Raw genomic sequence first — 18,737 nt, 5'->3', positions numbered from 1 at the left:
ATGTCCCTGGTCGCCGACTGTTCCTCCTGTTTCGGGCTGTGCTGCGTGGCGCTGCCCTTCGCCGCCTCCGCCGACTTCGCCCTCGACAAGGACGCGGGCACGCCGTGCCCCAACCTGCGGGAGGACTTCCGCTGCGGCATCCACGACCGGCTGCGGGACCGGGGCTTCACGGGCTGCACCGTGTTCGACTGCTTCGGCGCCGGGCAGCAGGTCTCGCAGGTCACCTTCGGCGGCCGGGACTGGCGGGACGACCCGGCGACCGCGCGGTCGATGTTCGCGGTGTTCCCGGTCATGCGGGGGCTGCACGAGCTGCTGTGGTACCTCACCGAGGCGCTCGCGCTGCCCGCGGCCGCGCCGCTGCACCCCGAACTGCGACAGGCGCTGGCCGACACCGAGCGCCTGACCCAGCTGCCGCCGGACGAGCTGGCCGCGGTCGACGTGCCCGCGGTCCGGCAACAGGTCAACGAGCTGCTGGTGCGTGCCGCCGACCGGGCCCGGGCGAGCGTGCCGGGCCGTCGCCGCAACCACCGCGGCGCCGACCTGATCGGCGCGAAGCTGCGGGGCGCCGACCTCCGTGGCGCGTCACTGCGCGGTGCCCTGCTGATCGGCGCCGACCTGCGGAAGGCGGATCTGCGCTCGGCGGACGTGACGGGCGCGGACTTCCGCGGGGCCGACCTGCGGGGCGCGGACCTGACCGGCTGCCTGTTCCTGACGCAGGCGCAGCTGACCGCGGCCCGGGGTGACGCGTCGACGCGGTTGTCGGCGCCGCTCACGCCTCCCGCGCACTGGGCTTCTTCAGGAAGGCGCGCAGCCGCGTCAGCGGCCAGGTGTTGATCACCTCGTCGGGGGTGAGCCAGCCGCGTTGCGCGGTGCCCACCCCGTAGCGGATCTGCGCGAGGTTCCGCACGGAATGCGCGTCGCTGTCGATCGCGAACTTCACGCCGTACCGGCGGGCCCGCAGGATGTGCTCGTCGCGCGCGTCGAGCCGGTCGGCGAAGGAGTTGACCTCCAGCGCGGTCCCGGTGCGGGCGCAGGCGCGGAACACCTCGTCGAAGTCGGCGTCGATCGGCGGGCGGTGCCCGATCTGCCGCCCGGTGAGGTGCCCGAGGATGTGCACGTGCGGGTTCTCGCAGGCCCGCACGAGCCGGCGGGTGGTGTCCGCGCGGGACTGGGTGAACGCGGAGTGCACCGAGGCCACGCACACGTCGAACCCGGCCAGGAACTCCGGCGGCCAGTCCACGCCGCCGTCGGGGTCGATGTTGAGCTCGGTGCCGTGCAGCACCCGCATGCCGCGGTAGGCGCGGTCCAGCGCCCGCACCCGCTCGCGCTGCGCGAGCATCTTCTCGTCGGTCATGCGCTGCATGACGAGGTTGGGCGCGTGGTCGGTGACCGCGTAGTAGGCGTAGCCGCGGGCGGCGGCCGCCTCCAGCATCTCCTCCAGCGACGCGACCCCGTCGGTGAGGTCGGTGTGGGTGTGCAGGTCGCCCCGCAGGTCCTGCTCCCCCACCAGCTCCGGCAGTTCGCCCCGCAGCGCGGCGTCGACCTCGCCGCGGTCCTCCCGCAGCGGCGGCGGGATCCAGGGCAGGCCGAGCCGCGCGTAGACCTCCTCCTCGGTCTTGGACACGATCAGCGCGCCGGACTCGGCGTCGAACAGCCCGTACTCGGAGAGCTTGAGCTTGGCGCGCACGGCCATCTCGCGGATGCGGACGTTGTGGGCCTGCGAGCCAGTGAAGTACTGCAGCGCCGCGCCCCACGAGTCGGGCGGCACCACGCGCAGGTCGATCTGGAAGCCCTTCGCGGTGCGGATCGAGGTCTTCTTGGGCCCGCTCGCGATGACCTCGGCGACCAGGTCGAGCTCGCGGAACGCGGCCATGATCGGCTCGGGGTCGTCCGACGCGACGAGGATGTCCAGATCTCCCACGGTTTCCCGGAACCGCCGCAGGGAACCGGCGTAGGTGCAGCGGACGCAGCCGGGCAGGGCGGACAGCCGTGCGACGACGTGCTCGGCCAGCTCGGTGGCGACGTCGAGGAGCATCCGCCCGCCGGAGGCCCGCAGCAGCTCCACGCCGTGCAGGATGTTCTCCTCGGTCTTGGGGCCGAATCCCTTGAGGTCGCGCAGCCGCTCGGACTGGATCGCGTCGACCAGTTCGTCGACCGAGGAGATGCCCAGGTCGTGGTAGAGCAGCGCGGCCTTCTTGGGGCCCAGCGTGGGGATCTCGGTCAGCGCCCGCACGCCCGCCGGGATGCGCGCCCTGGCCTCCTCGATCGCGGCGACGCGGCCCGAGGTGAGGTATTCGGCGATCTTCTCGGCGATGGACTTGCCCACCCCGGGGATCGCCCGCAGCTCCGTCACGCCGAGCCCGGCGATGTCGTCGCGGTGTCCCGCGATGGCGCGGGCGGCCTTTTCGTAGGCGCGTTGCTTGAACGCCTCCCCGCCGGTGAGCGCGAGCAGGTCGGCGTACTCGCGCAGCAGCGCCTCGACCTCGTCGTTGGCCCTGGCCATGCCCGTCAGCGTAGTTCGCGCGCGGGGCGCACACCGGTCAGCGCGAGCAGCCCGTCTTCGAGGGTGCCGGTGCTGTCGCAGTGCCGCGTGGCGGCCTCCGCCATCGCCTTCCAGCGCTGCGGTTCGGCGATGAGGGTCCGCACGGCGTCACCGAGTTCGGCGTCGGTTTCGCACACGATGGCCAGCCCCGCGTCGGCCATCAGCTGGGCGTTGGCGCGGCCGTGCGCGGCGATCGGGCGGTGCATGAGCACCGGGCGCCCGCACGCGAGGGCTTCCAGCCCGGTCGCGCCACCGGCGTTGGTGACCACGACGTCGGAGGCGATGGTGTACGCGGGCATCTCGTCGGTCCAGCCGAGCACGCGCAGCCGGGGATCGGCCTCGGCCAGCGGCGCCAGCCGCCGCTGCAGCGCGGTGTTGCGCCCGCACACCACGACCGGCACCACCTCCGGGTGCGCGGCCAGCAGCGCGCGGGCCGCGTCCTCGACGTCACCGAACCCGAGCGAGCCGCAGGACACCAGCGCGACGAACGCCCCGGGCGGCAGCCCCAGCCGTTCCCGGGCGGTGTCGCGGTCACCGGGGCGGAACGTGGCGCGCACCGGGGGCGCGGAAACCTCCACAGTGGACTCCGGCACGCACGCCAAGGCGGGCGGTACGGCCTGCGCGTGCATCACGAACGTCAGGTCCAGCGAGCCGTAGACCCAGAACGGGTGCGGGGCGAAGTCGGAGATCCACGCACCCGTCGGCATGGGCAGCCGGTCGTGGCGGCGCAGCCACTCCAGCCCGGCCGAGCCCAGCGGGTACGTCGAGAGCACCAGATCGGGTGCGTAGTCCTCGACGCGGCCCGCCAGGCGCCTGCCGCACCACGCCCCCACGAACCGCTTGGACGCGGTGGCGAACCACCGGTGCCGCCACAGCGAGCGGTAGAAGTACTCGTACAGCCACGGGGTGCGCTGCACGTTGGACACGTAGATCCAGCGGAACAGCGGCCCCACCCCGCTGCCCATGACGTCGAGCGTGTCCAGCCAGGCCACGTCCGCGTCCGGCCACAGCCGGTGCACGGCGTCCTCCAGCGCCCGGCCGGTCGCGTTGTGGCCTTCCCCCATGGCGGCCGAGACGACCAGCACCCTGTTCATGCGGTCCCTTCCGGAGCGTCTTGCGGAGCGTCGGACTGGGCGGCGGCGAGGTGCTCGGCCCGGCTGGCCAGCATCGCGATGCCCACGAGGATGACGATGCCTGCCAGGCCCTGCCCGGCCAGTGCGGCGGGATCGGCGTTCGCGGTCTCCCCCAGCCACCACACGCCGATCGCGACCCCGACGAGCGGGTCGAGCGCCGTGATCACCGCCAGCGCCGGGGTGAGGAACCGGCCCTGCTGGAACGTGTTCTGGCTGAGCAGGAAGCCCAGCGGGCCGACCACGCACACCAGGTACAGCGCCCAGTTGCGGAACGGCTCGTCCAGCCCCGCCCGCGCCTGGCCCGCCACGACCTTCATCAGGCCCGCGGTCACGCCGTAGAGGACCCCGGTGGCCACGGCGAGGCCGAGCACCCGCGCGGAGTGGTGGGTCAGCAGCGACACGCCGAGCGCGACGACCGTCAGCGTGCCCAGCGCGATCGCCAGCGGCAGCGGGTGCGAGGACGGCGAGAAGCCCTGGGAGTCCCCGCTGGGGCGGGCGACGAGGAGGAACGCGGCGAGCCCGGCGATGCACACCAGCGCCCCGCCGACCATCACGCGGTCCAGCGGCCGGCGTTCCAGGCGGGCGGAGAACACGCCCGCGAACATCAGGGAGGTGATCAGCAGGGGCTGCACGACCAGCAGGGGTGCGAAGGCGAGCGCGACCAGCTGCAGCGCCAGCCCGAGGCCGGTGGCGACCATGCCGATGAGCCACAGCGGCCGGTGGGCCAGCCCCCGCAGCAGTCCGGGGTCGAGGATCCGGCCGACCTCGACCTCCTTCGTCGCCCGCGCCTGCGCCGCGCTGGCCAGGCCCATGCTCGCCGCGCCGACGACGGCAGCGGGCACCGCCAGCAGCAGTGAGGTGCCGTCAGCCGACACCATGCCCCCTCCACAAGGACTGGCAGAGTCGTTGCGCTGCCGACCTTACCGGGATTTCAGCCGCGGGAAACCCGGGAAACGCAGGCGAGCAGCTGCCGGCCGCGGGCCAGGCAGTCGGCGCAGATCACGGCGTCGCCGGGGACGCACCGCATCCGCGGCAGCGGGCGGCGCCGCCACGGCAGGGCACGGCGGGAGTCGCGGTCGCAGAACTCGCAGGGCACACCGGGCGCGGTGACCAGGCGGGCGAGGTTCAGCTCACCGAGGAACCGTTCCTGCCCGTCCTGGCAGAGCAGGCTCCCCACCTCCAGGCAGTCGGGGCACACGGGGCCGCGCGGGCCGGGGGCGCGGTGCAGCCCCTCGGCGCCGGGCCTGCCGCAGAACCGGCAGGGCGCCGTGCGGCCGTTGACCAGGTACTCCGTGCTCTCGGCGCGCTCCCCGGGCTCAACGGTTTCGGTGACCCGGGTGAGGTCGATGGTTTCGGCAGTCATGCCCCGCGTGTCCTTCCCCGATGCTCGCCCTGCACTCCCTACCGGGGTGTTCCACCGCCACCGCCAGGCAAAACACCCCTGCTCTCCAGTCACGCTCCGCAACGATTCGGCGGGTTTTCCCGACCGGAAACACTTCCGGGGTAGCGTTTCGCGTCATGCGAGAACCGAGGGGGGTCTCCCTGCCGTGGTCGCGCGCACCTCGCGCGGCGTTGTCGAGCAAGCTCACCCTCGTCGTGGCCGCGGTGACCGCCCTGCTGTCGTGCTTCCTAGCGACCTCGGCGGTGCTGATCGGCTCGGCGGCGGGCGGGGCGGCACTGGACTACCAGGCCGCTACGGCGTGTCCCGACGCCTACGGCCCGGTGTTCTCCCGGGCCGGGCTGCGGGCCGACCAGGCCCCGGCGGTGCTCGACGCGGTGCGGCGGCAGGCCGCGGCCCACGGTTTCCCGCAGCCGGTCGCCTCGATGTACAGCGGTGTGCTCTTCCCCGTCGACTTCGGTCCCGCGGCCGCCCGCAAGGTCGTGCTCGGCTACCGCGACGGCGGGCTCGACCAGGTGCGGCGGCTGCAGGACGGCGGCCGCCCGGGGCTGTGGGTCGGCGACGACCTGACGCGGTTCAGCCCGGTGCGGCCTGGTGACCCGGTGGACGTCCAGGGCGTGGCCCTGCCCGCGGTCGCCGGGGTGTACCACGCGCTGTCGGTGCCGCCGCCGCGCTGGTGGTGCTCGCAGCAGAACAACGCCACGGTCTACCTCTACGCGAACGACCCGCTCAACACGATCGTGTTCGCCAGCGACGAGGCCACCTTCCGGCAGACGGCCGGCACGCTGGGCCTGCCCACGCTCGCGAACTTCTACGTCTCCTTCTACCTCGACCCGCCGCGAACCCCGGCACAGGCACGGGAGTACCTCGACCGCTCGCGTGCGCTGATCGCCGCCGTGGACGCGGATCTGCGGCAGCAGGGTCTGACCGACCCGGTGGCGATGCAGACGCCGTTCGCGCGGTCCGTGGAGATCGCCGAGCAGGCGCAGTCCAACGTGCTGGTGTCGATCCTGCCGCTGGCCGCGATCAGCGTGCTGGTCGGCTGCGGCGGGGTCGCGACCGTGGCGTTGCAGTGGTACCAGCGGCGCCGCCCGCAGGTGCGGCTGCTCGCGGCCCGTGGCGCGAGCCCGCCCGCGCTGGGCGGGCTCGCCGTGGCCGAGCTGGGCCTGCCCGTGGTGCTCGGCGGGATCGCGGGCATCGTGCTCGCCCGGTTCGGGCTGCCGCTCTACGCCCCGCCCGGCACGATCGCCGTCGGCTGGCAGGCCGCGGCGTTCGGGATCGCGCTGGGGGTGCTGCTGGTGGCGCTGGTCCTGCTCGGCGCGGTGGTCGCGCTGCGGGCGCACCGCGAGTTCCAGGTGGGCACCAGGCCGGGACGCGGGCTGAGCAGGCGCGTGCTGGCGCTGCTGCCGTGGGAGCTGGTCACCGCGGGCCTGGCGGTGCTGGGCTGGAGCAGGCTCGCCGACTACGGCGCGTCCTCGCGGCTGGGCACCCCGCTGCCGCAGATCAACCCGCTCGCGCTGACGTACCCGGTGTTCGTGGTGCTCACCGCCGGGCTCGTCGCCGCCCGCGTCGTGTGGTTGCTGCTGCGGGCCTCGCACCGCGTGCGCTGGTGGTCCAAACCGCCGCTGCAGCTGGCGATCCGCCGCCTCGCCGGGGCCCGCGCGCCCGTGACGGGCGTGCTCGTGATCGGGGTGCTCGCCATCGGCACGCTCGCCGCGGGCAGCGGCATCGCGCAGGGCCAGCGCGCCGCGCTCGACACCAAGTCCGGCATCCTCGTCGGTGCCACGAGCCGGGTGGACACCGAAACCAAGGTGGGGCTGGGCCAGACGCCGCTGCCGGAGGCGGTGCGCGACACGAGCACGGTCACCGGGCGCACGACGGGGACCGGCAGCGTCGTGCTCGTCGTCGACCCCGCCACCTTCGCCGGTGCCGCCTACCTCGGGCCGCTGCGCGAGCGCATCACCGAGCTGTTGCCGCGGCTGAACCAGCCCGCCGGCGGCGGCCTGCCCGCACTGCGGATCGGGCACGCCCCGACGGCGCTGCCCGGGCTTCCGCCCGCGGTGCCCATCGCCGACCTGCCGTGGTTCCCCTTGCTGGGCAACAGTCCCGGCTATGTCGTGTCCCGTACGGCGCTGACCCCCGCGCAGCTGGCCGCGATCCCCCAGTGGACCGTGCTGTCGCGGACGCCGCTGGACCAGCTCTCCGCCGCGCTGTCGGCCGCCGACCTGGTGCAGGTCAACCGGACCAGCCAGGAGGGGGCGCTGGACGCGCTGCCGTTCTACGTCGTGGAGTGGACCTTCTCGTTCGTCACCGTGCTGGGCGGCGTCCTCGGCGTGGTCGCGGTGCTGGCGCTGCTGGTGGCCGTCGAGGTGCGGCGGCGGCAGAACGCGCTGGCGGGCGCGCTCGTGCTGCGCATGGGCATGCGGGTGCGGACGTTGTTCGGCAGCCACCTGATCGAACTCGGTCTGCTCGCGGGACTCGCCGCGGTCGCGGGTGTCGCGTGTGGACTCGCGGTGGCCGGGCTCGCGGTGCCGCGGTTCGACCCGGTGCGCTGGCTGGCGCCGCGATCCGCGCTGCCCGACCAGATCCTGTTCGTGCTCGCCGTGGCCGGGGCCGGACTGGCCGTCGTGCTGCTGGCGGGCTGGCTCGCGGTGCGCAGCGTCCGCACCGCCAGGACCGCGGAGCTGCTGCGTGGCTGACAGCGTTTTCCAGTTGGACCGGGTCGGGGTGGACTACCCGACCCCGGCCGGGATGGTGACCGGCCTGCACGAGGTGACCCTGGACGTCCCCCGCGCGGGCATCACGGTGTTCGCGGGACCGTCCGGCTCGGGCAAGTCGACGCTGCTGCGCGTGCTGGGCCTGTTCGAACGGCCCGCCCGCGGCGTGCTGCGCTTCGACGGCGTCGACACCGGGCCGCTGCGGCATTCCGCGCGGCGCGCGCTGCGGCGGGAGCAGCTGGGCCTGGTGTTCCAGAACCCGGTGGAGAACCTGCTGGACTACCTCAGCGTCGGCGACAACCTGCGTGCCGCGGCGCAGTCGGCGCGCCGCACGTGCGAGCCGGAGGAGATCCTGGCGCAGCTGGGGCTGGGCGGCACCGGGGACTGGCACATCTCGGCGCTGTCGGGCGGGCAGCAGCAGCGGCTGGCGTTCGGCTGCGCCCTGGCCCGCGGTTCCTCGGTGATCCTCGCCGACGAACCGACCTCGCAGCTGGACGAGGCGTCGGCCGACCTCGTGCTGGACACCCTGCGCTACCTCGCCGAGCGGGAGTTCGCGGTGCTCGTCGCCTCGCACGACGACCGGCTCGTCGCCCTGGGCGACCGGGTGGCGCGGCTGCGGGACGGACGACTGGAAGGGATCGAGCGGCGATGACCACCCCCGTGTTGCGCGCACTCGGCCTGCGCCGCCGCTTCCGCCACCCCAGCGGCGACGTCGAAGTCCTGCGGGGCCTGGAACTTTCGGTCGACGCCGGGGAACTCGTGACCGTCTCCGGGCGCTCCGGCTCCGGCAAAAGCGCGCTGCTGGCACTGCTCGGCGGGTTCGACGAGCCGGACGCCGGGCGCGTCCTGCTGGCGGGCGAACCGATCGACGGCGCCCCGCCGTGGCACACCTGCGCCGTGCTGCCGCAGGCGCTCGGGCTGGCGCAGGAACTCACCGTCGCCGAGAACGTCGCGCTGCCGCTGCGGTTGCGCCCCAGTGGCGACGACGTCGAGCGGCGGGTCGGCGAGCTGCTGGAGCTCCTCGGCGTGGCGCACCTGGCCGACCGCTACCCCGGCGAGGTGTCCTTCGGGCAGCAGCAGCGGGTCGCGCTGGCCCGCGCGGTCTCCGGACGGCCGAAGGTGCTGCTGACCGACGAGCCCACCGCGCACCTCGACGCTGCGAGCACCCCCGCGGTGCTGGGGCTCCTGCGCCGGTGCGCGGCCGAGGGCGCCGCGGTCATCGTCGCCACCCACGACGACGCGGTGCACGCCATCGCCGACCGGCGGGTGCGGCTGGCCGACGGCGTCCTCTCCACGGTGTGATCACTCCGTAGACTGCCGGGTGATGCGACGGTATCGGTGGTGGATCGGCGGGGGCGTTCTGCTGTTCGTGGTGGTGCTCGCCGGGATCTTCGTGTTTTCCGGGCCGGGCACGCCACCGGGGCCGGTCAAGCGCCCCGGGCCGCCCGGCACCGGTCCGCTGACCATCGTCTCGCTCGGCGACAGCACCCTGTCCGGGGAGGGTGCGGGCGACTACACCCCCGACACCAACGGCACGAACGGCGACTGGTGCCACCGCTCCCCCCACGCCGCCGTGTTCCAGACCGACGTGCCCGGCATCGTGGAGAAGCGCAACCTCGCCTGCTCCGGCGCGCCCGCCGCGCAGGTCGCGCTCGGGGACGTCAAGCAGTGGACCGAACCGTCGCAGGCCGGGCAGCTGGCGAACCTCGTGCGTGACCACCGGGTGGCGGTCGTGGTGGTCGCCGTCGGCGCCAACGACGACCCGCACTTCTCGGCGTTGATCTCGCAGTGCTTCCAGGCGTGGTTCCTCTCCGGCAACGGCCCGTGCAGCACCTCGATCAGGGCGGACTGGCAGCGGCGCATCGACGCCATGGTGCCCAAGGTCGTCTCGGCGCTGGCGGACGTCAAGACCGTGCTCGCGCGCGCCGGGTACCAGCCGGAGGACTACCAGCTGGTGCTGCAGTCCTACGCCGCGCCGATCGGCCCGGACATCCCGCCGGACCTGCAGAACCTCAACGGCTGCCCGTTCCGCACCGAGGACCTGCGGTGGGTGCGGGACGAAGGCGTGCTCACCCTGTCCGCCGGGCTCGCCAAGGCCGCGACGCAGGCCGGCGCGCGCTTCCTGGACCTCTCGCGGGCGGGCCGCGGGCACGAGGCGTGCAGCGGCGGGGCCGACCCGGGCAAGGAATGGTTCAGCAGGCTCACGCTCCGGCTCAACGACCTCACCGACGCCGACCGCGCCGGCCACGCGCTGCAGGAGTCCTTCCACCCCAACGCGAACGGCCACGCCGAGATCGGCCGCTGCCTCACGGAGTTCCTCGCGACCGCGTTGCCCTCGGCGGCGTGCCTGGCCGGCAGCGACGGCGATCTGCACGCCGCCGCCACCGTGCCCGCCGCCGGCTAGAACGACCCGAGGTCCGCCGACAGCCAGTGCTCCGGCCGCATCGAGATGATCACCGATTCGCCGAGCTCGGTGCGTTCGTACTCGACGAAGGCGTCCACCTTGTCCGGCGGCAGGTAGCGGGCGGCCATCTCGCGCGACCGTTCCAGCGAGCCGGGCTCGATGCCGGTGACGGGCCCTTCGACCGACACGTACCGCACGGTCGGCTCGACCCGCTCCACCATGATGCTGAACCGGCCGGCGGCGCGGATCGCCCGCGTCTTCCGGGAATCCGGGCCGGTGGAGATCCACAGCTCGCCGCCCGGCGTGTACTGGTACCAGATGGGGACGGTCAGCGGCGCCCGGTCGGGCTGCCACGCCACCGCCAGCGCGCCCACGTGGGGCTCGGCCAGGAATCGCTCTCGTTCTTCCACAGACAACGCCATGCCGCGACGCTACCGCTTCCCACCGACAGTTCCGGCGGGTTCACAGGTCGAGCGCCGCGCGCAGCGCCGCGTCGATCTCGTCCTGCACGGCGGGCTCGATCTCGGCGACCCGCTCGGTGAGCCAGCCCCGGTACAGCCGGGTGAGGAACAGGGTCGAGACCCAGAACCGCGAGTCCAGCGCGACGCCGAGGATGTCCTGCGGGTCCTGTTCGAGCAGTTCGGTGCCCAGCAGCCACGGGCGTTCGGACTCGTTGACGCCGTCGGAGGACAGGATCAGCACGGTGCGCTCGCGCGCGGGCTGCGTCGGCGGACGGTACGTCCAGACCTCACCCCTCCGCACGCAGCTCCTTCTCCGCGGCGGCGACCTCGGCCTCGTCGGTGACCGCGAGGCCCTCGGCCTCCGCGGACGGGCGGGCCGCCCGGTACCCGGTGCGCACCGCCTCGCGGCGCGCCGCCTTCGACAGCCACGACGACAACGACACCCCGTGCGCCTTCGCGGCGCGCTCCGCGTACTCGACCGCGGACGCGTCCAGCGACAGGGTCACCTTCCGAGTTGCCATACCTTTTATCGTACCGCTGCTACGGCTACGGCGACAGCATCGGCGTCCGGCCCTCGAACGGCGTGGAGAGCACGACCGTCGTGCGGGTGGACACCTTCGCCGCCTCGCGGATGCGCCGCAGCAGGTCTTCCAGCGCCCGGGGCGAGGCGACCCGCACCAGCAGGATGTAGGACTCGTCCCCGGCGACCGAGTAGCAGGACTCGATCTCGGTGATGTGCTCCAGCCGCTGCGGGTAGTCGTCCGGGGCGGCGGGGTCGTTCGGGGTGAGCGAGATCAGCGCGGTCAGCGGCAGCCCGATCAGCTCGCCGTCCAGCTGCGCGGCGTACCCGCGGATCACGCCACGCTGTTCCAGCCGCCGCACCCGCTGGTGCACGGCCGACACCGACAGCCCCACCCGCTCGGCGAGATCGGTGAAGCTGCACCGGCCGTCGACGGCCAGCTCCCGCGCGATCGCCTGGTCCAGGGGCTCCAGCGGCCCGGGGGTGGCGCTCATGCGCCGAGCACGACGAGTTCGTGCGGCTGGTTGTTCAGCGACTCGACACCGCCCTCGGTGACCACGACGATGTCCTCGATCCGCGCACCCCAGCGCCCCGGCTGGTAGATGCCCGGTTCGACGCTGAACGCCATGCCCGGCTCCAGCGGCAGCGTGTTCCCGCCGACGATGTAGGGCTCCTCGTGCACGTCCAGCCCGATGCCGTGGCCGGTGCGGTGGATGAAGAACTCGCCGTACCCGGCGTCGGTGATCACCGAGCGGGCCGCGGCGTCGACGTCCTGCGCGGTGACGCCCGGCCGGACGGCCTCGACCGCCGCCCGCTGCGCGCGCTGCAGCACCGCGTACGTCTCCGCCACGTCCGCGTCACGCGGCTCGCCGACGGCGTAGGTGCGGGTGGAGTCGGAGTTGTAGCCCTCGGGCAGCGGGCCGCCGATGTCGACCACCACGACGTCCCCGCGTTCGATGACGCGGTCGGACACGTCGTGGTGCGGGCTGGCGCCGTTGGGGCCGGAGCCGACGATCACGAAGTCCGCGAGCGCGTGCCCCTCCTCGACGATCGCGGCGGCGATGTCGGCGCCCACCTCGGCTTCCGTGCGGCCGGGCCGCAGCCACTCGCCGACGCGGGCGTGCACCCGGTCGATCGCCGCACCCGCGCGGCGCAGGGCGTCGATCTCGGCGGCGTCCTTGCGCATCCGCAGCTCGCGGACGACCGGCCCGGCGAGGGTCTGCTCCGCGTCGCCCAGCGCATCGCGGAACGCGAGCACGTGCAGCGCCAAGGTGTTGTCGCTGACGGCGACGCGGCCCGGCTTGCCGAGGCGGTCGGCGATCATCCGGTACGGGTCCTCCCCGTCCACCCACGTCACGACCTCGACACCCAGGTCCTCGGCGGGGACGTGGGCGTAGCCGGGGGCTTCGAGCTTGGGCACCACGAGCGCGGGGACGCCGTCACCCGCGGGCAGGACGAGCGCGGTCAGCCGTTCGAAGGAGCCGCCGGCCTCACCGAGTAGGTAGCGCAGGTCCGAGCCGGGCGCGATGAGCAGGGCGTCGGTCTCGGCGGCGTCGGCGGCCTGGCGCGCGCGGTCCAGGCGGGCACGCAGGATCGTCGGGTCCAGTGGCGGGCTCTGCGGAGATCGGCGCGACATGGGGCAGACATTACCGCCGGAGTGCGGCGGTGTCGGCGAGCCGGGTCAGCCATTCGGTCAGCAGCGCGTGCTCGGCCGGGCTGAGGCTTTCCGGTGGCTGCGCGCGCAGGGTTTCGACGAGCGCGCTGGCCAGTGCCGGGGTGCCGCCGGGCGCGGAGGGTGCGGCGTCGGTGGTGATCGTGCGCAGCACCATCTCGCGGGTCACCTCGGACAGCTGCGGGTCCCGCTGTTCGGGCGGGGTGGTGTTGAGGGTGAACACGACGCCCATGCCGGCGGAGTGCACCAGCCGCGCGGCGCGCTCGACGCTCATCGCCAGGCGCCCGGCCTCGGCGACGCGGCCCACCATGTGCCGCAGGATCGCCTCCGCCTCCCGCGCGGCGGGCGAGAGCCGGTTGCGGCTGTACATGAGCTCGTAGAACGCGGGCCGGGCCACGCCGAACTCGACGTGGAGGTCCCAGCCGCGGCGGAGGTCGGCCACCGGGTCGTCGGTGTGCCCCATCGCGTTCTTGTCGGCGAGGTAGGACTCGAATCCGTAGCTCGCGACGGCGTCGAGCAGGCCCTCCTTGTCCCCGAACAGGCGGTACAGCGTCGGGGCCTGGACCCCGGCCGCCGCGCTTACCGCACGCGTGGACAGGGCATCCCTGCCGTCGGTGGCCAGCAGGTCGGCGGCCACCCGCAGGATGCGGTCGCGCGTGGAGGGTGCTTCGGTCGAACTCATGTTGGCAATGATAACAGCATCACAGTAGCCGCGTTACGTTACCGGTGATATGGTTGCAATGTTAGCAACGGAAACACCTCTGGAGTTGTCATGGACATCCGCGAACTCGGCCAGCACGGTCCCGCCGTGTCCGCACTGGGCCTCGGCCTGATGGGCATGTCGGACCTCTACGGCCCCGCCGACGAGGCCGAGTCGGTCGCCACCATCCACGCCGCGCTCGAGGCCGGGGTCACCCTGTTCGACACCGGTGACTTCTACGGCATGGGCCACAACGAGCTGCTGCTGCGCGACGCCCTGCGCGGCCGCAACCGCGACAACGCCGTCATCAGCGTGAAGTTCGGGGCGCTGCGGGACCCCGACGGCGGCTGGTCGGGCTACGACGGGCGGCCGGCGGCGGTGAAGAACTTCGCCGCCTACAGCCTGCGCCGCCTGGGCACCGACCACATCGACATCTACCGGCCCTCCCGCGTCGACCCCGCCGTGCCGATCGAGGAGACCGTCGGCGCGATCGCCGACCTGGTCAAGGCCGGGCACGTCCGCCACATCGGGCTGTCCGAGGTCAACGCCGAGACCCTGCGGCGCGCGGCCGCCGTGCACCCGATCTCCGACCTGCAGATCGAGTACTCCCTGCTCTCGCGCGGTATCGAGGACGAGATCCTGCCCACGGCCCGCGAGCTGGGCATCGGGATCACCGCCTACGGCGTGCTGTCCCGCGGTCTGCTGTCCGGCCGGTGGCAGGCCGACCGGGCGCTGGGCGCCGGTGACTTCCGCGGCATCAGCCCGCGCTTCCAGGCGGGCAACCTCGAACGCAACCTGCGGCTCGTGGAGGCGCTGCGGGCGGTCGCCGAGCGCACGGGCGCCACCGTCGCGCAGCTGGCCATCGCGTGGGTCGCCGCGCAGGGCGAGGACATCGTCCCGCTCGTCGGCGCGCGCACCCGGGAGCGGCTGGCCGAGTCGCTGGGGGCGACCGGGTTCCCGCTGACCGCCGATGACCTCGCGGAGATCGAGCGGGCCGTGCCCGCCGGGGCCGCCGCGGGTGACCGGTACGCGGCGCCGATGATGGCCGAGCTCGACAGCGAGCGGTGACCTAGACTCGCCGGGGTGCCCGCACCCGATCACAGGAGACCATGAAGTCCCGCATCCTCACCACCGTCCTGGCCGTCACGCTGCTCGCCGGGTGCGCGGGTGAAGCGCCGCCCCCGGCCGCCGTCCCACCAGCCCCGCAAGCGAAGCCCTCGGCTCCGCCGGTCACGAGCACCACGCCCGCGGCGTGTGCCGAGGTCGTGGCGCAGCTGTCCGACCGGCAGCGGCTGGCGCAGCTGCTGGTCGTGGGTGTGGACCCCGGCGATCCGGCGGCGGCGGTGCGGCTCGTGCGTGACGAGCAGGTCGGCGGGGTGTTCGTCGGCGGCAACCCCACCGCCCTGCTGCGCGACGGCGCGCTCGACCGGGTCCAGCAGGCCGCGCGGTTCGGCGTGTCGGTCGCGGTGGACGAGGAGGGCGGCCGCGTCCAGCGCATCGACCAGCTCGACGGGCCCATCCCCAGTGCCCGGCAGATGGCGCGCACGATGAGCGTCGCGCAGGTGCGGGCGCTGGGCGGGGAACGCGGGCGTCAGCTGCGGGCCCGGGGCGTGACGGTGGACTACGCGCCGAGCCTGGACGTCAGCTCGCAGCCCGACGACGGCCCGATCGGCGACCGCTCCTACAGCGCCGACCGGGCGGTGGTGCGCGACTACGGGATCGCGTTCGCGGAGGGCCTGCGTGACGCCGGGGTGACCCCGGTGTTCAAGCACTTCCCCGGGCACGGCCACGCGCAGGGCGACTCGCACAGCGGCGGCGTCACCACCCCGCCGCTGGCGGAGCTGCGTGCGGCGGACCTGAGGCCCTACGAGGCGGTCGCCGGCTTCGCGGGCGGCGCGGTCATGGTCGGGCACCTCACCGTGCCGGGCCTGACCGACGGGCAGCCGGCCTCCCTGTCCCCCGCGGCGTACCGGCTGCTGCGCACCGACTACCACTTCACCGGCCCGGTGCTCACCGACGACCTCGGCGCGATGAAGGCGATCACCAGCACCTACCGGCTGCCCGACGCGGTGCTGCACGCCCTGCTCGCGGGAGCCGACCAGGCGCTGTGGTCCTCGGGCGGCGACGTGGGCCCCGTGCTCGACCGGCTGCAGCAGGCGCTGGCGTCGGGTGAGCTGCCGGCCGCGCGGGTGACCGACGCGCTGTCCCGGGTCCTGCGCGCGAAGCACTCGTGCGGGTGAAGATCACCCTTATACTGCCTTGTGCCGTACGTCGTGACACTGGGCTGGCGGGGCCGCCCCACCCGCGGTGAACCCGCGGAACTGCTGAAGGCGCTCGGCCCGCTGTCCCCGCGTTTCCAGCCGCGGCTCGGCGCCCGCCGCGTCCACACCGCGTCCTATCTGGACACCGCGGACTGGCGGTTGCGGCGGGGCGGCCTCGAACTCACCCACGAAGGCGCGTCCGGGCCCGGGTCGCTCGTGCTCGCGCCGCACTCGGTCAAGCTCACCGAACCGCCCGTGTGGCCGGCGCGGATCGAGGCACTGCCCGGCGGCGAGCTGCGTGACGCGATCGCCACGGCGGTGGGCGTGCGGGCGCTCGCGCCGAAGATCCGCAGCCGCACCGTGGTGCGGGAGATCGTGCTGTGCGACGGCGAAGGCGAGGAGACCGCACGCCTGAGGTGGGCCGAGGCCGGGACCCTGCACCCGGTCCGGAAGCCGCCGCTGGTGCGGGTCACGGTGCTGGCCGCGCCGGGCCGTCGCCGCGACGCCAAGTGGGTGGCGCGCACGCTCCTGTCCGGTGAGGACTTCGAGCCCGCCGACGCCGTCGGCTACGACCAGCTGCTCGACGCGTGCGGCCTGCCGGGCGAGACCGGGCGGTACGCCATCACCCCGGGAATGCCCGCCGACGCCGCGGTCGCGACCGCGCTGCTCGGGTTCGCCGAGGCGATCACCAGCAACGTCGAGGGCACCGTCGACGACGTCGACCCGGAGTTCCTGCACGACCTGCGGGTCGCGGTGCGGCGCACCCGGTCCCTGCTCAAGGTCGCCGGCGACGTCCTGCCCGGCAACCTCGCCGCCCGCTTCGCGCCCCGGTTCGCCGAGCTGGGCGAGCTCACCACCCCCACCCGCGACCTCGACGTCTACCTCCTGGAGTTCGACGCGCTCGCGGACAGCCTGGTCGCGGGTGCCCCCGAGGACCTCGCCCCGTTCGCCGAACACCTGCGGCGCCGCCGCGACGCCGAGCGCAAGATCCTGGTGCGCGGGCTGCGCGCGCAGCGCTTCGCCCGCCTGATGGAGTCGTGGCGGGCCGCGTTGTCCGGGGTGGTCGCCGCGCCGGACCGGCACTCCACAGTGGACGATCTCACGGCGGAACGCTTGCGGCGCATCACGAAACGCGTGATCCGCCGCGCGGCCGCGATCACTCCCGAGTCTCCTGCCGAGGACGTGCACGCGCTGCGCAAGCGCGCGAAGGAGCTGCGGTACGCGCTGGAGGTGTTCCAGCCGGTGCGGCCCGCGGACCGCGGCGCGCTCAAAGAGCTGAAACGGCTGCAGGACGTGCTCGGCGCGTTCCAGGACGGCGAGGTGCAGAGCACGAAACTGCGCGCCTACGCCCAGGAGCTGCTCGACGCCGGCCTCGCGAGTGCGCCGACGCTGCTGGCGATGGGTGAGCTGCTGGGCGGGTTCGCCCGGCGGGAGCGTGCCGCCCGCGCCGAGCTCACCGGGGCGCTGGCACGGTTTCTCGCGCAGACGCGGCCCGTCGCGTCAGCATCGGGTAGGTGAGGGCGAACACCGCCACCAGCAGCCCGGCCGCCACGCCGAGCGCGAGCCGCGTGCCGCCCGCGGGCGTGCCGGCGTGGAAGAACGCCGCACCCAGTACCGCCACGCCGACCGTCGCGCCCAGCTGCTGCACGGCGTTGAGCAGCCCGGACGCCGAGCCGGTCTCGTGGGGTTCGACCCTCGACAAGGCGTTGCCGAAGAACGGCACCGTGAACACGCCCAGCCCGGTCCCCGCGACCAGCAGCGGCACGGCGAGGTACCAGGCGACCTGCGGGCCGGGCACCCGCAGCAGCACCGCCGTCGCCGTGGCGCCGAGCAGGACGAGCACGACCCCGGCGCGCATCACGCGCGCCCCGAAGCGGGGCACCAGCAGCAGCCCGGTGGCCAGGGAGCCGAGCCCGAGCCCGGCCGACCACGGCAGCATCGACAGCCCGGCCTGGAAGGCGCTCGCCCCGCCGGATTGCAGGAACACCACGAGCACGAACATCAGCCCGTTCATCACGGCGAAGAACAGCAGCGACCCGGCCAGCGACGCGGGGAACACGCGGCCGCGGAACAGCCCGGGTTCCACCAGGGGGTGTGGACGACGGCGCTGGTGCGCGGCGAACGCGGCCAGCAGCAGGACCCCGCCGGCCAGGCACGCCCAGGTCCACCACGGCCAGCCCGCGTCGTTGCCCTGCACCAGCGGGTAGACCAGGAGCCCGGTCGCCACCGCCGCCAGCGCCGTGCCGGTGCCGTCCAGGCGCGGCGGGCGCGGGGAGCGGTCCTCCCGCAGCAGCGGCGCCGCGAGCAGCACCCCCGCGCCGAGCGGCACGTTGATCAGGAAGACCGCGCGCCAGCTCGCCGCGTCGGTCAGCGCGCCGCCGGTGAGGGGTCCGCACACGGCGGCCAGCGCCATCACCGGGCCGATCGCGCCCAGCGCCTTGGCCAGTTCCCCGCCGGTGAACATCGCCCGGATCAGCCCGAACGTCTGCGGCACCAGCAGTGCCGCCCCCGCCCCCTGCAGGACCCGCGCGGCGAGCAGCACGCCGATGCCGGGCGCGAGGGCGCACGCGATCGAGCACAGGACGAACACCGCGAGCCCGGTGACGAACACGCGGCGGCGCCCGAACCGGTCGCCGAGACGGCCGCCGGTGATCAGGAGGACGGCGAAGGGCAGCGTGTACCCGGCGGTGAGCCACTGCAGCTCGCCCGGACCCGCGCCGAGATCGTCGCGGATCACCGGGGCGGCGACCTGGACGACGGTCGTGTCCAGCAGGTTCATGGCTTCGGCGACGAGAAGCGCGGTCAGCGCGCCCCAGCGTCGCGGGTGGAGGACGTCGGTCATGACCGCGACGCTAGGCAGCGGCCCGTCTCGCCCTCCAGCGATCGCGGCACTTCTGACGGTTTCCTCCACACAAGCACGGATAGGAT

General features: G+C 74.0%; 19 protein-coding genes. 8 read left to right on the top strand and 11 right to left on the bottom strand.

The window, feature by feature from the left end:
* Complete coding sequence (locus tag ABFX51_RS29810; protein WP_346055649.1) at positions 1-834, top strand: pentapeptide repeat-containing protein; 834 nt, start codon at positions 1-3, stop codon at positions 832-834.
* On the opposite strand, the gene polX is transcribed toward ABFX51_RS29810, so the two are convergent.
* Genes polX through ABFX51_RS29790 form a run of 4 tightly spaced genes read right to left on the bottom strand, consistent with a single transcriptional unit; the run spans position 770 to position 5,038 of the window.
* Positions 770-2,503 (bottom strand): DNA polymerase/3'-5' exonuclease PolX, encoded by a 1,734-nt coding sequence (polX, locus tag ABFX51_RS29805; protein ID WP_346055648.1) that lies wholly within the window; start codon positions 2,501-2,503, stop codon positions 770-772. The genes ABFX51_RS29810 and polX overlap by 65 nt on opposite strands.
* A 5-nt stretch (positions 2,504-2,508) precedes the next feature.
* Positions 2,509-3,636, bottom strand: a complete 1,128-nt coding sequence (locus ABFX51_RS29800) for a glycosyltransferase (protein ID WP_346055647.1) — start codon at positions 3,634-3,636, stop codon at positions 2,509-2,511.
* Entirely contained in the window at positions 3,633-4,553 is a 921-nt protein-coding gene (locus ABFX51_RS29795) for a DMT family transporter (RefSeq protein WP_346055646.1), read from the bottom strand. Before ABFX51_RS29795 ends, ABFX51_RS29800 begins: the two co-directional genes overlap by 4 nt.
* A 53-nt stretch (positions 4,554-4,606) precedes the next feature.
* Positions 4,607-5,038 (bottom strand): hypothetical protein, encoded by a 432-nt coding sequence (locus ABFX51_RS29790; RefSeq protein ID WP_245782856.1) that lies wholly within the window; start codon positions 5,036-5,038, stop codon positions 4,607-4,609.
* 155 nt (positions 5,039-5,193) lie between these two features.
* Between ABFX51_RS29790 and ABFX51_RS29785 the strand changes: the two genes are divergently transcribed.
* From ABFX51_RS29785 to ABFX51_RS29770, 4 genes are read left to right on the top strand one after another with little or no spacing between them, the layout of a single operon-like run.
* Positions 5,194-7,773, top strand: coding sequence for an FtsX-like permease family protein (locus ABFX51_RS29785; protein WP_346055645.1), 2,580 nt, complete (start codon positions 5,194-5,196; stop codon positions 7,771-7,773).
* A 52-nt stretch (positions 7,774-7,825) separates the two neighbouring features.
* Entirely contained in the window at positions 7,826-8,443 is a 618-nt protein-coding gene (locus ABFX51_RS29780) for an ABC transporter ATP-binding protein (protein WP_346055657.1), read from the top strand.
* Positions 8,440-9,093, top strand: coding sequence for an ABC transporter ATP-binding protein (locus tag ABFX51_RS29775; protein ID WP_346055644.1), 654 nt, complete (start codon positions 8,440-8,442; stop codon positions 9,091-9,093). The genes ABFX51_RS29780 and ABFX51_RS29775 overlap by 4 nt, the downstream gene beginning before the upstream one ends.
* A gap of 22 nt (positions 9,094-9,115) precedes the next feature.
* Complete coding sequence (locus ABFX51_RS29770; RefSeq protein WP_091504337.1) at positions 9,116-10,195, top strand: GDSL-type esterase/lipase family protein; 1,080 nt, start codon at positions 9,116-9,118, stop codon at positions 10,193-10,195.
* Here ABFX51_RS29770 and ABFX51_RS29765 read toward each other — a convergent pair.
* The 6 genes from ABFX51_RS29765 to ABFX51_RS29740 are packed head-to-tail and all read right to left on the bottom strand — an operon-like array spanning position 10,192 to position 13,530.
* The gene (locus ABFX51_RS29765) at positions 10,192-10,617 is read right to left on the bottom strand and encodes a pyridoxamine 5'-phosphate oxidase family protein (protein ID WP_091504092.1); all 426 of its coding nucleotides are present in this window, start codon (positions 10,615-10,617) and stop codon (positions 10,192-10,194) included. The genes ABFX51_RS29770 and ABFX51_RS29765 overlap by 4 nt on opposite strands.
* 40 nt (positions 10,618-10,657) lie before the next feature.
* Positions 10,658-10,957 carry a hypothetical protein gene (locus ABFX51_RS29760; protein ID WP_091504093.1) on the bottom strand — a complete coding sequence of 100 codons (300 nt, stop codon included), beginning with the start codon at positions 10,955-10,957 and terminating at the stop codon, positions 10,658-10,660.
* Complete coding sequence (locus ABFX51_RS29755) at positions 10,944-11,177, bottom strand: hypothetical protein (protein WP_091504094.1); 234 nt, start codon at positions 11,175-11,177, stop codon at positions 10,944-10,946. The genes ABFX51_RS29760 and ABFX51_RS29755 overlap by 14 nt, the downstream gene beginning before the upstream one ends.
* A 25-nt stretch (positions 11,178-11,202) precedes the next feature.
* The gene (locus tag ABFX51_RS29750) at positions 11,203-11,670 is read right to left on the bottom strand and encodes an Lrp/AsnC family transcriptional regulator (protein ID WP_091504095.1); all 468 of its coding nucleotides are present in this window, start codon (positions 11,668-11,670) and stop codon (positions 11,203-11,205) included.
* Positions 11,667-12,812 (bottom strand): M24 family metallopeptidase, encoded by a 1,146-nt coding sequence (locus tag ABFX51_RS29745; protein WP_091504096.1) that lies wholly within the window; start codon positions 12,810-12,812, stop codon positions 11,667-11,669. The genes ABFX51_RS29750 and ABFX51_RS29745 overlap by 4 nt, the downstream gene beginning before the upstream one ends.
* Before the next feature lie 10 nt (positions 12,813-12,822).
* Positions 12,823-13,530, bottom strand: coding sequence for a TetR/AcrR family transcriptional regulator (locus ABFX51_RS29740; protein ID WP_091504097.1), 708 nt, complete (start codon positions 13,528-13,530; stop codon positions 12,823-12,825).
* Positions 13,531-13,620: 90 nt separating this feature from the next.
* On the opposite strand from ABFX51_RS29740, the gene ABFX51_RS29735 reads away from it, so the two are divergent.
* From ABFX51_RS29735 to ABFX51_RS29725, 3 genes are read left to right on the top strand one after another with little or no spacing between them, the layout of a single operon-like run.
* The gene (locus ABFX51_RS29735; protein WP_346055643.1) at positions 13,621-14,616 is read left to right on the top strand and encodes an aldo/keto reductase; all 996 of its coding nucleotides are present in this window, start codon (positions 13,621-13,623) and stop codon (positions 14,614-14,616) included.
* Positions 14,617-14,657: 41 nt separating this feature from the next.
* Complete coding sequence (locus tag ABFX51_RS29730; protein ID WP_346055642.1) at positions 14,658-15,788, top strand: glycoside hydrolase family 3 N-terminal domain-containing protein; 1,131 nt, start codon at positions 14,658-14,660, stop codon at positions 15,786-15,788.
* A gap of 21 nt (positions 15,789-15,809) precedes the next feature.
* Positions 15,810-17,327 carry a CHAD domain-containing protein gene (locus tag ABFX51_RS29725; protein WP_346055641.1) on the top strand — a complete coding sequence of 506 codons (1,518 nt, stop codon included), beginning with the start codon at positions 15,810-15,812 and terminating at the stop codon, positions 17,325-17,327.
* Here ABFX51_RS29725 and ABFX51_RS29720 read toward each other — a convergent pair.
* Positions 17,263-18,651, bottom strand: coding sequence for an MFS transporter (locus ABFX51_RS29720; protein ID WP_346055640.1), 1,389 nt, complete (start codon positions 18,649-18,651; stop codon positions 17,263-17,265). The genes ABFX51_RS29725 and ABFX51_RS29720 overlap by 65 nt on opposite strands.
* Positions 18,652-18,737: the final 86 nt, after the last annotated feature.

The sequence above is a fragment of the Amycolatopsis dongchuanensis genome (assembly GCF_039542405.1).
Taxonomy (GTDB): domain Bacteria; phylum Actinomycetota; class Actinomycetes; order Mycobacteriales; family Pseudonocardiaceae; genus Amycolatopsis_E; species Amycolatopsis_E sacchari.
The sequence above is the reverse complement of the archived record's forward strand: the minus strand, read 5'-3'. Positions and strand labels throughout refer to the sequence as shown.

Coding starts and splice junctions, on each gene's coding strand:
- ABFX51_RS29780 (WP_346055657.1), top strand. CDS start 7,826: ATGGTGACCGGCCTGCACGAGGTGACCCTGGACGTCCCCCGCGCGGGC.
- ABFX51_RS29750 (WP_091504095.1), bottom strand. CDS start 11,670: ATGAGCGCCACCCCCGGGCCGCTGGAGCCCCTGGACCAGGCGATCGCG.
- ABFX51_RS29735 (WP_346055643.1), top strand. CDS start 13,621: ATGGACATCCGCGAACTCGGCCAGCACGGTCCCGCCGTGTCCGCACTG.
- ABFX51_RS29745 (WP_091504096.1), bottom strand. CDS start 12,812: ATGTCGCGCCGATCTCCGCAGAGCCCGCCACTGGACCCGACGATCCTG.
- ABFX51_RS29755 (WP_091504094.1), bottom strand. CDS start 11,177: ATGGCAACTCGGAAGGTGACCCTGTCGCTGGACGCGTCCGCGGTCGAG.
- polX (WP_346055648.1), bottom strand. CDS start 2,503: ATGGCCAGGGCCAACGACGAGGTCGAGGCGCTGCTGCGCGAGTACGCC.
- ABFX51_RS29785 (WP_346055645.1), top strand. CDS start 5,194: ATGCGAGAACCGAGGGGGGTCTCCCTGCCGTGGTCGCGCGCACCTCGC.
- ABFX51_RS29730 (WP_346055642.1), top strand. CDS start 14,658: ATGAAGTCCCGCATCCTCACCACCGTCCTGGCCGTCACGCTGCTCGCC.
- ABFX51_RS29790 (WP_245782856.1), bottom strand. CDS start 5,038: ATGACTGCCGAAACCATCGACCTCACCCGGGTCACCGAAACCGTTGAG.
- ABFX51_RS29810 (WP_346055649.1), top strand. CDS start 1: ATGTCCCTGGTCGCCGACTGTTCCTCCTGTTTCGGGCTGTGCTGCGTG.
- ABFX51_RS29770 (WP_091504337.1), top strand. CDS start 9,116: ATGCGACGGTATCGGTGGTGGATCGGCGGGGGCGTTCTGCTGTTCGTG.
- ABFX51_RS29720 (WP_346055640.1), bottom strand. CDS start 18,651: ATGACCGACGTCCTCCACCCGCGACGCTGGGGCGCGCTGACCGCGCTT.
- ABFX51_RS29765 (WP_091504092.1), bottom strand. CDS start 10,617: ATGGCGTTGTCTGTGGAAGAACGAGAGCGATTCCTGGCCGAGCCCCAC.
- ABFX51_RS29775 (WP_346055644.1), top strand. CDS start 8,440: ATGACCACCCCCGTGTTGCGCGCACTCGGCCTGCGCCGCCGCTTCCGC.
- ABFX51_RS29800 (WP_346055647.1), bottom strand. CDS start 3,636: ATGAACAGGGTGCTGGTCGTCTCGGCCGCCATGGGGGAAGGCCACAAC.
- ABFX51_RS29740 (WP_091504097.1), bottom strand. CDS start 13,530: ATGAGTTCGACCGAAGCACCCTCCACGCGCGACCGCATCCTGCGGGTG.
- ABFX51_RS29795 (WP_346055646.1), bottom strand. CDS start 4,553: ATGGTGTCGGCTGACGGCACCTCACTGCTGCTGGCGGTGCCCGCTGCC.